The 14499-nt window shown below is 75.1% G+C and carries 6 protein-coding genes; 1 reads left to right on the plus strand and 5 read right to left on the minus strand.

Annotated features, from left to right (window positions below; genetic code table 11):
* Positions 1-25: 25 nt before the first annotated feature.
* The 4 genes from ACWGKQ_RS00880 to ACWGKQ_RS00895 all read right to left on the minus strand — a co-directional run bounded on the left by ACWGKQ_RS00880 (position 26) and on the right by ACWGKQ_RS00895 (position 10092).
* Positions 26-6433 carry an amino acid adenylation domain-containing protein gene (locus ACWGKQ_RS00880; RefSeq protein ID WP_453289705.1) on the minus strand — a complete coding sequence of 2136 codons (6408 nt, stop codon included), beginning with the start codon at positions 6431-6433 and terminating at the stop codon, positions 26-28.
* Positions 6430-9630, minus strand: coding sequence for an AMP-binding protein (locus tag ACWGKQ_RS00885; RefSeq protein ID WP_453289706.1), 3201 nt, complete (start codon positions 9628-9630; stop codon positions 6430-6432). The genes ACWGKQ_RS00880 and ACWGKQ_RS00885 overlap by 4 nt, the downstream gene beginning before the upstream one ends.
* Positions 9627-9860: a phosphopantetheine-binding protein gene (locus ACWGKQ_RS00890; protein ID WP_453289707.1), complete on the minus strand. Its 234-nt coding sequence runs from the start codon at positions 9858-9860 to the stop codon at positions 9627-9629. Before ACWGKQ_RS00890 ends, ACWGKQ_RS00885 begins: the two co-directional genes overlap by 4 nt.
* Before the next feature lie 61 nt (positions 9861-9921).
* Complete coding sequence (locus ACWGKQ_RS00895) at positions 9922-10092, minus strand: hypothetical protein (RefSeq protein ID WP_453289708.1); 171 nt, start codon at positions 10090-10092, stop codon at positions 9922-9924.
* A 144-nt stretch (positions 10093-10236) separates the two neighbouring features.
* Between ACWGKQ_RS00895 and ACWGKQ_RS00900 the strand changes: the two genes are divergently transcribed.
* Positions 10237-11283 (plus strand): LuxR C-terminal-related transcriptional regulator, encoded by a 1047-nt coding sequence (locus tag ACWGKQ_RS00900; RefSeq protein ID WP_453289709.1) that lies wholly within the window; start codon positions 10237-10239, stop codon positions 11281-11283.
* Between the two features lie 129 nt (positions 11284-11412).
* On the opposite strand, the gene clpB is transcribed toward ACWGKQ_RS00900, so the two are convergent.
* Positions 11413-14025 (minus strand): ATP-dependent chaperone ClpB, encoded by a 2613-nt coding sequence (gene clpB / locus ACWGKQ_RS00905; protein WP_453289710.1) that lies wholly within the window; start codon positions 14023-14025, stop codon positions 11413-11415.
* Positions 14026-14499: the final 474 nt, after the last annotated feature.

Consider the following 14499-nt stretch of genomic DNA (forward strand, 5'->3'; position numbering starts at 1 on the left):
AGCCGGGGCGGGGGCGGGCCGGGGGTCAGGCCCGGAGGCGGGCGAGGTCCTCCGGGGAGAGCAGGCCGAACGCGGCGACCTCCTGGCGGGCGGGTCCGCCGGCACGGTCCCCGGCGGGCCCGGTGCGCTCGGCCAGCCAGCGGGCGAGGTCCTCGACGGTCTGCGCGGCGAACAGCCGCTGGAGGGGGATCTCGTGACCGGCCTCGCGGGCCAGGCCGACGATCCGGACGGCGTGCATCGAGTCGCCGCCGATCTCGAAGAAGTTGTCCCGGGTGCCGACCCGGTCGAGGCCGAGGACGCGCTGCCACAGCCCGGCCAGCAGCTCCTCCTGCGGGGTCGCCGGGGCGGTGTGCGCGCCCGCCGTGCCCGCGCCGTGGTCCGGGACGGGCAGGGCCTTGCGGTCGACCTTGCCGTTGGGACTGAGCGGCAGCGCGTCGAGCACGACGAAGGCACTGGGCACTATGTGGTCGGGAAGCCGCTCGGCGAGCGCGGCCCGCAGCTCACCGGCGGACGGTTCCCGGGCCGCCGCGGTCAGATACGCCACGATCCGGCGGTCCCCCGGCCGGTCCTCGCGGACCACCGCGACCGCCTGGGCGACCGGCTCCAGGTCCAGCAGCGCCGCCTCGATCTCGCCGGGTTCGATGCGGAAGCCGCGCACCTTGACCTGGTGGTCGGTCCGGCCGAGGTACTCCACGTACCCGTCGGCGTGCCAGCGGGCCAGGTCGCCGGTGCGGTAGAGGCGGGCGCCGGGCGCGTCGCCGTACGGGTCGGGCACGAAGCGGTCGGCGGTCAGTCCGGGGCGCCCGCCGTAGCCGCGGGCCAGCTGCACCCCGCCCAGGTACAGCTCGCCGGGCACGCCCACGGGGGCGGGCCGCAGGAGGGCGTCGAGGACATAGGCGCGGGTGTTGGCGATGGGGGTGCCGATGGGTACGGCCGCGCCGGTCCAGCCGGGGCGGGACGTCCAGCGGGTGACGTCGACGGACGCCTCGGTGGGGCCGTACAGGTTCTCCAGGGCGGCCTCCGGCAGGGCCAGGTGGAAGCGGCGGGCCAGGTCCGCCGGGAGCGCCTCGCCGCTGCACACCACCAGGCGCAGCGAGCCGCAGTCCGCGGCCCGGCCGGCGGCGAGGAACGTGTCCAGCATGGGCGGCACGAAGTGGCAGACGGTGACCCGCTCGTCCCGCACCAGGGCGGCCAGGTGCTCGGGGTCGCGGTGCCCGCCGGGCTCGGCGAGGACCAGCCGGGCCCCGGTCAGCAGGGGCCAGAACAGCTCCCACACCGACACGTCGAAGCTGATCGGCGTCTTCTGGAGCACGGTGTCCGCGCCGGTCAGCCGGTACGCGTCCTGCATCCAGCGCAGCCGGTTGACGATCCCCCGGTGCGGCACCTGCACGCCCTTCGGGCGGCCGGTGGAGCCGGAGGTGTAGATCACGTACGCCAGGTGGTCAGGACCGGCGGCCGGTGCGGGCTCGGTGCCGGGGAAACCGTCCCCGGCCCGCTCGTCCACGGCCACGACGGTGACGCCGTCGGCGGCGAGCGCCTCGCCCCCGCCGCGGTGGGCGAGCAGCACCGGGACCCGGGCGTCGGCGAGCATGAACGCCAGCCGCTCGTGCGGGTATCCGGTGTCCAGCGGCAGATAGGCGCCGCCCGCCTTGAGCACCGCGAGCAGGGCCACCATCAGCTCCGGCGAGCGGTCCAGGTGGACGCCGACCACGGTGTCGGGGCCGACGCCGAGGCCGCGCAGCCGGTGCGCGAGCGCGTTGGCGCGGGCGTGCAGTTCTGCGTACGTCAGCTCGCGGTCCGCGAACCGTACGGCGACCGCGTCCGCGTGCCGGCCGGCGGCCTCGGCGAGCAGCCCGGTCAGGGTGTCGCCGTCGGGCCGGTCCACGGCGGTGTCGTTCCAGGCCACCAGCAGCCGGTCCCGCTCGGCGGCGCCCAGCGGGTCGACGACGGAGAGCGCGGCGGACGGGTCGGCGGCGACGGCGGCGAGCACGTTGGTGAAGTGCTCGGCGAACCGCTCCACGGTGGCGGTCTCGAAGAGCTCCACGTCGTGGTCGAGCCAGCCGATCAGCTCCCGGCCGGTGTCGATCATCCGCAGGTTGAGGTCGAACTGGCTGTTGGCGACGGACACGTCCACCAGCTCGCCGGTGACGCCCGGTACGTCGAAGGTGCCCAGCTCCACGTTCTGCAGGGCGAACAGCACCTGCACCAGCGGACCCCGCGACAGGTCCCGCTCCGGGGCCAGTTCGCCCACCAGCCGCCCGAACGGAACGCGCTGGTGGGCGAAGGCCGCCAGGGCGCTGTCCCGGACCCGGCCGAGCAGTTCGCCGAAGGCGGGGTCGCCGTCCAGGTCGACGCGGAGCGGCAGGGTGTTGAGGAAGCAGCCGGGCAGGTCCTCGAACTCGGCGCGCGGCCGGTTGGCGACGGGCGTGCCGACCAGCAGCCGTTCCTGCCCGCTCCAGCGGGACAGCACGACGGCGTAGGCCGACAGCAGGGTCATGAACAGGGTCGAGCCGTGGGCGAGGGACAGCTCGCGCAGCGCGGCCGAGGTGGCCGCGTCCACGGTGATCCGGCGGCGGGCTCCCCGGTGGGCGCTGACGGCCGGGCGCGGCCGGTCGGTGGGCAGTTCCAGCACCCGGGGGGCGCCGTCCAGATGCCCGCGCCACCACGCAAGGAGCCCGTCGAGCGCCGGCCCGTCCAGGTCCGCGCGCTCCCAGCGGGCCACGTCGGCGAACTGGAGTGCGGGCTCGGGCAGTTCGCCCCGGCGGTCCGCGTACGCGGCGGACAGCTCGCGCAGCAGCACCCCGAACGACCAGCCGTCGAACACGATGTGATGCACCGTCAGTGCCAGCAGGTGATCCCGGTCGCCGATCCGCAGCAGCGCCACCCGCAGCAGCGGGCCGCGCGTGAGGTCGAACGGTTCCCTGATGCCGTCCATCGCGGCGGCGAGGGCGGCCGCCGCGGGATCGGGGCGGTCCGAGAGATCGGCGGCGCGGACGACGGTCCGGGCGCCGGGGACGGCCCGTTGGCGCGGGCCGCCGTCCGGTCCGGTCTCGAAGACGGTGCGCAGGACGGCGTGCCGGGCGGTCACCGTGTCCACGGCCCGTTGCAGCGCCGCCGGGTCCAGCGGGCCGCGCAGCCGCAGCACGACGGGCATGTGGTAGGCGGCGTCGCCGGGGCGTACCTGCTCCTCCAGCCACAGGCGTTCCTGGGTCCAGGACAGCGGCGCGGGCCCGGTGGGGTCGGTGCGCGGGATGTCCGGGTGCAGGGCCGGGGCGGTCTCCGCCAGGAGGCCGGCAAGTCCGGCGACGGTCGGGCGGGCGAACAGGTCCTGGAGGGTGAGCCGTTCGGCGGCCGCACCGGGGAACTCGCGCCGGATCCGGGCCAGCAGCCGGGTCAGCAGCAGGGAGTGGCCGCCGAGCGCGAAGAAGTCGTCCGTGGCGCCCACGCGTTCGCGGCGCAGCAGCACCCGCCACTGCTCGGCCAGCCGTTCCTGCACCGGCCCGTCGGGGGCGACGTAGCCGCCGGTGGCGGCCTCGGCGCGGTGCTCCAGGGCGCGCAGGGCCGCGTGGTCGACCTTCCGGTTGGCGGTGAGCGGCAGGGCGTCGAGGACGGCGTACCCGGACGGCACCAGGTGGCCGGGCAGCCGCCGGGCCAGTACGGCGCGGACCTCGGCGAGGTCCGGGGCCGGGCCGCCGGTGGCGAGGAAGGCCACCAGGCGGTGGTCGCCGTCACCGTCCGGCACCGCGAGGACGGCGCTCTGCCGGATCCCCGGCAGCGCGTCGAGCGCGGCCTCGGCCTCGGCGGGCTCCACCCGGTGGCCGCGCACCTTGGCCTGCCGGTCGGCACGCCCGAGATGGTCCAGCAGCCCGTCGGGACGCAGCCGGGCGAGGTCCCCGGTCCGGTAGACCCGGTCACCGGCCCGCCCGGAGAACGGATCGGGTACGAAGCCGGTGGCGGCCCGGTCGTCGGTGGATTCGCCGTACCGGGCCAGGTACGGCGTGCGGACGACGAGTTCGCCGATCTCTCCGATCCCGGCCGGGCGGTCGCCCGCGAGGACCAGCAGCTGGACGCCCTCGATGCCGGGGCCGAGCGGCACCGGGCCGGCGGGGATCGCGTCGGCGGGCGTACCGGCGCGGTGGGCCAGGTGGACCGACACGGCCTGCGGGGTCTCGGTGGCGCCGTACAGGTTCAGCAGGTCGGCGCCGGGGGCGAGCCGGGCCCAGGCGCGCAGGGTGTGCCCGGTCAGGGTGTCGCCGCCGAAGCCGACCAGCCGCAGCGCGGGCCAGCCGCCCGTGCCGGCCGCCTGGCCGGCGAGGGCGCGGCCGAGGGCCGGGGTGAGGTGGGCGACGGTCGGCGCGGCCCCGGCGAGCCAGCCGGCGACGGCGGCGGTGTCGCGGACGTCGTTGTCGGGGAAGACGGCGGCGCCGCCCGCCCACAGCGGGGCGAGGACGTCCCGCAGGAACGGGTCGTGGCCGAGCCCGGACAGCACGGCGAACCGGTCGTCAGGACCGAGGCCGTGGGCGCGCGTGTACCGGTCGAGGAAGTGCGTGAGCGGCCGGTGCGTGCCGACGACCCGGCGGGGCCGCCCTGTGGTGCCCGAGGTGAAGGCGACATAGGCGTCGGCATCGGCGTCGGGTGCGGCGACCGGCGCGCCGTCGGGCAGTGCGGCCAGGGCGCGGTCGAGGGCCTCGCCGGGCTCGATGCGCAGCACCGGTCCGGTGACGAAGCCGGGCAGCGGCAGGCCGGGGGCGCAGCCGAGCCAGGCCCGGGGCGCGAGGTCCTCGGCGCGGGCGCGCAGGGCGTCCTCGGGGTGGTCCGCGTCCAGCACGGCGAAGACCGCGCCCGCCTTGACGGCGGCCAGGATGCCGAGGACGACGGCCGGGTGCCGTACGGCGTGCAGGGCGAGCACGTCGCCGGGCCGGATGCCGCGGTCGTGCAGCAGCCGGGCCAGCCGGTCGGTGGTCCGCTCGGTCTCGGCGTACGACCAGACGCGGTCGCCGGCGATCAGGGCGGGGGCGTCCGGGGTCGCCGCGGCGTGCTTGGCCAGCCGGTCGGCGAGCGGCTCGGGCCGGGCGGGCACGAGGTCGGCGGCGGGGTCGGGCAGCAGGGCGGCGGACCGGGCGGTGGCCAGGTCGAAGTCCCGTACGGTGCGGGCGGGTTCGGCGGCGGCCTGGGCGAGGACGCCGTCCAGCTGGTGCAGCAGGTCCGCCACCCGGCCGGCGTCGAACAGGCCGGCGTCGTACACCGCCTCCAGCGTGTAGCCGCCGTCGGGCCGGGCACCGGCGTACAGGGTGAGGTCGAACTTGTTGTCGATGTCCCCGAACGGCAGCTGCTCCACCGTGCAGCCGCGCAGGACGGGGACGCCGACCGGCGGCAGCATGTTGAAGAAGACCTGGACCAGGCGTCCCCGGGACAGGTCGCGCTCGGGCGCCAGGTCCGCGACCAGCCTGCCGAACGGCACCCGCTGCCGGGCGAAGGCCTCCAGCGCGTCGTCGCGGACCCGGCCGAGGAGTTCGGCGAACGCCGGGTCGCCCGCCGCGTCCACCTTCAGGGGCAGGGTGTTGAGGAAGCAGCCGACCAGGTCCCGGCCGCCGGGGCCGCGGGTGGACGCCGGGGTACCGACGATCATCCGCTGCTGCCCGCTGTGCCGGGCGAGCACCACACCGAACGCCGCGAGCAGGGCCATGAACGGCGTCGCCTCGTGGGCCCGCGCCAGCTCGCGCACGGCCGCCCCGGCCGCCGCGTCCAGCTCCGCCCGGACCCGGGCGCCGCGGCTGCCGCGTACGGCGGGACGCGGGCGGTCGGCGGGCAGCTCCAGCACCCGGGGCACCCCGTCGAGATGACCGCGCCACCACGCCACCAGCGCGTCGGCCCCGGCCTCGCCGACCTGCTCGCGCTCGGCCCGCACCGCCTCGGCGAAGCCGCGCCGGGGCGGCCTGAGTTCCGTGTCCGCGTCGGCGTACAGCGCGGACAGCTCGCCGAAGAGGACGGCGAACGACTGTCCGTCCGCGACCAGGTGATGGGCGGACAGGAGCAGCAGCCACGCGTCGTCGGCGTACCGGACGGCCAGGACGCGCAGCAGCGGGCCGTGGGCCAGGTCGAACGGCTCGCGCACGGCCCGGCGCAGCGCCGTGTGCGCCGCCGCCTCCGGGTCGGAGGTCCCGCGCACGTCCTGGGTGCGGACGGGCACGGTCACCGTGTCCAGCACCCGCTGCCGGGGCTCCCCGTCCGCGGCGCCGAAGACGGTGCGCAGGGCGTCGTGCCGGGCCGTCAGGGCGGCCACCGCGGCCCGCAGCGCGGCGACGTCGAGGGCTCCGCGCACCCGCAGGATCACCGGCATGTGGTAGGCGGTGTCGCCCGGCCGCAGCTGCTCCTCGAACCAGATCCGCTCCTGTGTCCAGGAGAGCGGGTGGGAGGGCGGGTGGTCGGTCATGAGGGGTCCCCCAGGGAGTCGGTGCGGCCGGTGAGGTCGGCCAGGCCGACGGTGAACAGGGCAGCGGTCTCGGCGAGCGCGGCAGGGCTCAGCAGCCCCTCGGGCGCGGTGACGGCGCCGGCGAAGGACCGGCCGTCGTCCCAGAGCTCGCAGGTCAGCTCGGTCTGGCAGCCGAGGGCGGGCGCGGGCAGCGGCGCGAACCGCACGCCGGCCGCCTCGGCGGGAGCCGCCACGCGCTGGAGCACCAGCAGGTTCTGGTAGAGCGGGGCGCGGCCCGGCGCCGGGCGGGGGGCCAGCGCGGCGACCTCGTCGGTGCCGAGCGCGGTGTGCGCGAGGACCTCGAGGAGCCGCTCGCGGACCAGTCCCAGCAGGGCCGGGGCGTCCAGGGCCGGGTCGGCGGCGATCCGTACGGGCAGGCCGTTGGCGAAGTAGCCGACGGTCCGGTCGTGGGCGGCCGGGCGGTCCTCCACGACGGTGCCGACGGCGAGGTCCTCGCGCCCGGTGACCTTGGCCAGCGCCCGCCACCAGGCGGCGAGCAGCGGTACCAGCACCGGGTACCGCTCGCGGGCGGCGAACTCCCGCAGCCGGGCGGTGGTTTCCGGCCCGAGGTCGAGCCGGTGCGCGACGGCGGGGCGCGTCCACACCTCCCGCATCCCGAGCGTCGTACCGCCGGGCCACTCCGGCGCGGTGAGCCCGGCGAGCCGTCCGCGCCAGAACTCGCGGGCCGCCCCGGTACCGGCCCGCGGGCCGCCGACGGGCGGCGCGGGCGCGGGTTCCGGGGTGCGGCGGGCGTACGCGGCGGCGAGGTCGGCCACGAGGATCTCCTCGGACCGGGCGTCGTACACGATGTGGTGGACGGCCAGCAGCAGGAGCCGCCGGCCGGCCGCCCGGTCGAGGACACCGGCGGCGAACAGCGGGCCGGTGCCGGGATCGCCGACCCGGGCGACGAGTTCCCGGGTGAGGGCCTGCTCGGTACCGGTGCGGACGAGCAGCGGGGGCGGGGGCGGGGCCTCGGCGGTGTGCCGGCGCGGGCGGCCCCCCGTGCGCGGGAACGTGGTGCGCAGGGCCGGGTGGGCGCCGGCGACCGCGGCCAGGGCGTGCCGGAGCCGGGCCGGGTCCAGCGGGCCGGTGACCTCGATCCGGCTGACCGCGACCTGCCCGGGGGCGGCGGGCGCAAGCCGGGAGACCAGCCAGAAGCGACGCTCACCCGGCGAGAGACCGGCCGGATCACCGGGGTCGGTGCCATCCGGGAGACCGGACGGGTCGCCCGAGCCGGTGCCGCCCGTGGTCCGCCCCGACCGGCGTGCCACCGCCAGCTCCGCCAGGGCGGCCGCACTGGGGTGTTCGTACACGTCACGGGCCGAGAGGCTGATGTCGAAGAGCCGCGACAGCCGGGCGGCGATCCGCAGCACGTGCAGCGACGTCGCGCCGGACGTCAGCAGGTCCGCGTCGGGACGCAGCCCGGGCTCCGCCAGCACGGCCCGCGCCTCACGCAGGACGGGGGACACGGCCGAGGCCTCCGGCGAGCCGGTGCCCCCCGCCGCCCCGACGCCCGCCGCCCCGGCGCCCGCCACCGCGGCGGCCCCGACGGCCTCCGCCGCCCCGGCCGCCCCGGCATCCGCCGGCACCCGCTCCCGTACCCACGCCTGAACCGCTCGCAGGTCCGTCTTCCCGGTCGGCCCCAGGGGTACCGGGTGGAGGTGCAGGAAGCGGTCGGGGCGCAGGTAGGCCGGGAGGGTGTCCGCGGCCGCGCGCCGGAGGGCGTCCTCGGACCGGGGTGCCGCGTCCTCCGTCGTGTACGCGCAGGCCGTCGACGTGACCGTGGTCCACTCGTCCCGCAGTGGCACCAGGAAGGCGTGCCGGATGCCGGGCAGTGCGGAGATCCGGCGTTCCACCTCGCCGGGTTCCACGCGGTAGCCGCGGATCTTGAACTGGCGGTCGGCGCGGCCGACGTACGACAGCCGGTCCTCGCCGTCCATCCGGACCCGGTCCCCGGTGGCGTACGCGCGCAGCGTGCCGAGGCCAGGCAGGGCGACCCGGGTGAACCTGCGGGTGTTCTCGTCCGGCCGGTCGAGGTAGCCGAGGGCGAGTCCGTCGCCCGCCACCCACAGTTCGCCCTCGGTGCCGCGGGCCACGGGGCGCAGGCTCTCGGGGTCGAGGACGGCGAGCACGGTGCCGCGGACCGGACGGCCGACCGGGATGCCGGAGGCGGCGGCGGTGTCGGCGGGCCGGACGTCGTGCGTGCTGACGAAGACCATGGACTCGACGGGCCCGTAGCCGTTGGTGACGCGCAGGCCGGGGTGCCGGTCGAGGAGGGCCGCGATGTGCGGCGGGGAGAGCCGTTCGCCGCCGCAGAGCAGGTGCCGTATCCCGGTGAAGGCGTCCGGGTCCTCGTCGACGATCAGGTTGACCAGGGAGCTGGTGAGCCAGAGCGTGTCGACGCCGTCCGCGGTGACCAGGGCCCGCAGTCCGTCGGGGGTGATCAGCGGCTCGTCGGGGGTCACGCAGGAGCCGCCGTTCATCAGCGGCCCGAACACCTCCAGCGCGCCGGCGTCCCAGTACGGCGCGGCGAGCAGCGGCATGACCGTGCCGGGCCCGAACGCGGCGTATCCGCCGTCCACGAAGGTGCGGACGAAGGCCCGGTGCGGCAGGACGACGCCCTTGGGGCGGCCGGTCGAGCCCGAGGTGAAGAAGACGCAGGCGGGGTCGTCCGCGCCGACGGCCGGCAGGCCGGTGTCCGGTGCCGCCGGCCGGGCAGCGGCGGCACGGTCAGGCAGCGGCAGGACCCGGGTCCCGGCCGGGAGCCGGACGGTGCCGCCGGTCGCGTCGAGGACGACGTGCGCGCCGAGGTCCTCGATCACCTCGCGCAGCCGCCGGGCGGGCCAGTCCGGGTCGACGGCGGCGTAGGCGGCCCCGGCCAGCAGCACGCCGAGCGCGGCGACGGCGAACTCCCCGCCGGCCCGGGCGGCCACGGGTACGAAGCCGCGGGCCGGGACGCCCGCGCCGACGAGCAGGTCGCGTACCGCGCGGGCCCGGGCCACCAGTTCGGCGTAGGTCAGGCGGACACCGCCCGGTCCGCGCAGCGCGGTGGCGCGCGGGGACCGGACGGCCTGCCGCAGTACCGCCTCGTGGGCGGTGGCACCGGCCGGGACGGGCCGTCCCGGGCCGACGGCGACCGAAGGACGCGGGACCGTCATGACAGCCGGGGCGCCGTGCCGAGCGCTTCCGCCAATTCGACGGGGGTCGACCGGAGTACGGCGGTGAAGTCGGCCTCGATTCCCCAGAGTTCCGCGACGCGCTCGACCACCAGTACCGCGTGGAAGGAGTCGCCGCCCTGGGCCAGGAAAGTCAGATCGTCGTGGATTTCGGTGCCCAGGATCTCGGCGAGAAGCTGCCGTGTGCTTTCCGCGGTGATTTCCCGGGTCACATCGAGATGACTCATATCGTTTTCTCCACTGTTCGGCGAGCCGGTCCTGACGAACGGATTCCTAGCTCCAGCCGCTGTCGTCGAGCGGGTCGGCATGGCCGGCAGAACGCGCGTTTTCGGCCACCGCGGCCGTAACGGCACCGTGCGCACCCGGCACCGAGGCCACGTGCACACCACCGGCGAGGCCACCCACGACCAGAAGAGCAAAAGCGACAGATCTGTACTTCTTCACGGAAATATCCCCCGTTTTCGAGACGCTACGTGATCGACCGACCGCATGGGCGGTCGTTTCACGATGTTGTAATCCCGGCTCCATGGCCGTCCAGGGAGGTCGGCACGCATGATGTTGCGAACAGGAAACTGCAGGGGGGAAGAATTGGACAAAATCCTGGAAACCGACCCTTCGCTGCTTCTCCAGGCACTCTCGCCGGGTCACATACGGCTTTATCACTGGGGAGCCACCCAGGCCTTTTTCACGACCCAGGAAGTCGCGGGGGTCCTGGACATCAGCGAATCCGAGGCGATCGCGGCGATCGACGCGCTGGAGGAATTCCATCTCGTCGACCGCGTGAACGGTTCGGAAAATCTCGACGGCATGTGCGACCAGGGTCCGTGGTGGCGCACCGTCCATCCGCACATGGCCGCCGCCCATATGGCGAGCGCCGAGTCACGGCTGCGCCGGCAGCTCTTCGAGCTGAACACCCGGCGCGACTCGCTGACCGCCCTCGCCTCCGCCTACCCCGCCGGTGCGCAGCGAGAGAACCAGCCTTCCGAGGCGATCGAGGTGGTGGACTCGCTCGACGACGTGATCACGCTGATCGAGCAGGCCAGCGCCGAGTGCACCCAGGAGATGATCACCTGTCAGCCCGGCGGCGGCCGGCCCCCCGCGGAACTGGAACAGGCGGTGGACCGGGACACCGCGCTGCTGGCCCGGGGCGTGCGGATGCGCACGCTCTACCAGCACTCCGCCCGGCGGCACGCGCCCACCCAGGCCTACGTGGACCGGATCACCCCGGTGGGCGCCCAGGTGCGGACGATGACCGACCTGTTCGGGCGGCTGATCGCCTTCGACCGCAGGATCGCCTTCGTCCCGCACCACCAGCGCCGGGGCGCGGCGGTGGTGCTGCGCTCCCCCGCCGCCGTGGCCTACCTGTGCGAGGCCTTCGACCGCGCCTGGGACCACGCCACGCCGTTCTGCGGGGCCGAGCGCACCAAGGTCGCCGTCGACGACCTGCGCCAGGGCATCCTGCGGCTGCTGAGCAAGGGCCTGAAGGACGAGGTGATCGCCCGCCGCCTGGGCATCTCCCTGCGCACCTGCCGCAAGCACATAGCGGACCTCTTCCAGGAACTGGACGCCGAGAGCCGCTTCCAGGCGGGCTACCTCGCGGCCACCCGCGACCTGCTGAGGGAGACGGCCCGCTGAGCGTTCCGCCGCAAGTGCCGCGATGCGTCGCCGTTCGGCTGCGGCATCGTCGTGGCCGGTCGCGACCACGCGGCGGTAGCCGCACATGCGATACAGCCCCGCGCCCCCGACGGGGCGCGGGCGCTGCCGTCAGAGCGTCTTGGCGGGCTTCTCCTCGGCCGTCGCCGGGCCCACGATCAGGCCGTCGCCGAAGGCGTCCACCCGGATCGTGTCGCCGTCCTTGACCTCGCCGGCCAGGATCTCCCTGGCCAGCCGGTCGCCGATGGCGGTCTGGACCAGGCGGCGCAGCGGGCGGGCGCCGTAGGCCGGGTCGTTGCCCTCCTCGGCGAGCCAGGCCAGGGCCTCCGGGGTGATCTCCAGGGCGAGCCGGCGGTCGGCGAGGCGCTTGGCCAGCCGGTCGATCTGGAGCCGGGCGATCCGGGCCAGTTCGTCCTTGGCCAGGGCGGAGAAGACCACCAGGTCGTCCAGGCGGTTCAGGAACTCCGGCTTGAAGGACTGCCGGACCGTCTCCAGGACCTGCCGCTTCTTCTCCTCCTCGCCGAGGACCGGGTCGACCAGGTACTGGCTGCCCAGGTTCGACGTCAGCACCAGGATGGTGTTGCGGAAGTCGACCGTGCGGCCCTGGCCGTCGGTGAGGCGGCCGTCGTCCAGCACCTGGAGCAGGATGTCGAAGACCTCGGGGTGCGCCTTCTCCACCTCGTCGAGGAGCACCACCGTGTACGGGCGGCGGCGGACCGCCTCCGTGAGCTGGCCGCCCTCCTCGTAGCCGACGTACCCGGGCGGGGCACCGACCAGCCGGGCCACGCTGTGCTTCTCGCTGTACTCCGACATGTCGATCCGGACCATCGCCCGCTCGTCGTCGAAGAGGAAGTCGGCGAGGGCCTTGGCGAGTTCGGTCTTGCCGACGCCCGTCGGGCCCAGGAAGAGGAAGGAGCCGGTGGGGCGGTCCGGGTCGGCGATCCCGGCACGGGACCGTCGTACGGCGTCGCTCACCGCTCGTACGGCCTCGGTCTGGCCGATGAGGCGGCGGCCCAGCTCGTCCTCCATGCGGAGCAGCTTCTGGGTCTCGCCCTCCAGCAGCCGGCCGGCCGGGATCCCGGTCCAGGCGGCCACCACGTCGGCGATGTCGTCGGAGCCGACCTCGTCCTTGACCATGGTGTCCTTGGCCGTCTCCTCCTCGGCCTCGGAGGCGGCCTCCAGCTCCTTCTCCAGCTGCGGGATCTCGCCGTACAGCAGCTTGGAGGCGGTGTCGAAGTCGCCGTCGCGCTGGGCGCGTTCGGCGGTGCCGCGCAGGGCGTCGAGCTTCTCCTTCAGCTCGCCGACCCGGTTCAGGGACTGCTTCTCGCGCTCCCAGCGGGCGTTGAGGCCACGCAGGTCCTCCTCCTTGTCGGCGAGGTCGCGGCGCAGCTTCTCCAGGCGCTCCCGGGAGGCCGGGTCGGTCTCCTTCTCCAGCGCCAGCTCCTCCATCTTCAACCGGTCGACGGAGCGCTGGAGTTCGTCGATCTCGACCGGGGACGAGTCGATCTCCATGCGGAGCCGGGAGGCGGCCTCGTCGACGAGGTCGATGGCCTTGTCGGGGAGGAAGCGGGAGGTGATGTAGCGGTCGGAGAGGGTCGCGGCGGCGACCAGCGCGCTGTCGGCGATCTGGACCTTGTGGTGGGCCTCGTAACGGCCCTTCAGGCCACGGAGGATGGCGATGGTGTCCTCGACGGTCGGCTCCGCCACCAGCACCTGCTGGAAGCGGCGCTCCAGGGCCGGGTCCTTCTCGATGCGCTCGCGGTACTCGTCGAGGGTGGTGGCGCCGACCATGCGCAGTTCGCCGCGGGCCAGCATCGGCTTGAGCATGTTCCCGGCGTCCATGGCCGAATCACCACCGGCGCCGGCGCCCACGACCGTGTGCAGCTCGTCGATGAAGGTGATGATCTGCCCGTCGGAGTCCTTGATCTCGGCGAGGACGGTCTTCAGCCGCTCCTCGAACTCGCCGCGGTACTTGGCCCCGGCGACCATGGCCCCGAGGTCCAGCGAGACCAGCCGCTTGTCCTTCAGCGACTCGGGGACGTCCCCCTTCACGATCCGCTGGGCGAGCCCTTCGACGACGGCGGTCTTGCCGACGCCGGGCTCGCCGATGAGCACGGGGTTGTTCTTCGTACGGCGGGACAGCACCTGGACGACCCGGCGGATCTCGGTGTCCCGGCCGATGACCGGGTCGAGCTTGCCGTCCCGGGCGGCGGCCGTGAAGTCGGTGCCGAACTTCTCCAGGGCCTTGTACTGGCCCTCGGGGTCGGCGGTGGTCACCCGGCGCCCGCCGCGCGCCTTGCGGAAGGCCTCCACCAGCTTCTTCGCGGTGGCTCCCTGCCGGTCGAGGACCTCGCCGGCCGCGCCGCCCTTCGCGGCGATGCCGATGAGCAGGTGCTCCGTGGAGAGGTAGTCGTCGCCGAGTTCCCCGGCTCGCTCGTCGGCGTCGGCGAGGACCGCGAGCAGCTCGCGGTTGGGCTGCGGGGGCGCGACCGTGGAGCCGGTCACGCTGGGCAGTGCGGCCAGCACGCGCTCGGCGCCCTGGCGTACGGCGGCCTGGTCGGCGTCGACCGCCGCGAGCAGGTCGGTGATGTTCTCGTTGTCCTGCCCGGCAAGCAGAGCCAGCAGCAGATGGGCGGGCGTCAGGTCCGCATGCCCCTCGGTCACGGCCCGGCTGCTGGCCGCGTTGATCGCGTCCCGGCTCCTGTTGGTCAGCTCGGCGTCCACGTTCGCGTTCTCCTCCTCGGCATTCGTACGGCTGACTCAGCCAACGTACACAAAGTTGAGTCTATTCCACTCAAGATGCGATCGGGAGCCCTTCCGGGGACCGCCTTCCGGCGGTACACCGCGGGACACGGGAGCGCACCCCGGGAGAACCCGTCCGGGATGGTGATCGGGACCGCCGCGGAACGGGCGCCCGGGCAGGACCGTAAGGCCGGGACGAGGCCCGGCGAGGTCGGAACGAGGCCGCGGCGAGGCCGGGGCGGCCGACCTGTTCTGGCGGCCGATTTTCAGCCACCGTGGGGTGTGACCCAAACTGTTCGATACAGCGAAATGTCCCCCCAAAACTGCAGCGGGGGGGGCCGGGGGGGGGGGAGCGGGGGGCGGGGGGGGGGGGGGCCCCCGCGGGGTGGCCGGCGGGCCCCCCCGCCGGCCCGCGTCGGTGCGTCCGGCGTCCACGGTGAGCACCGGCATACGGCG

Source organism: Streptomyces sp. NPDC054770 (assembly GCF_053611985.1).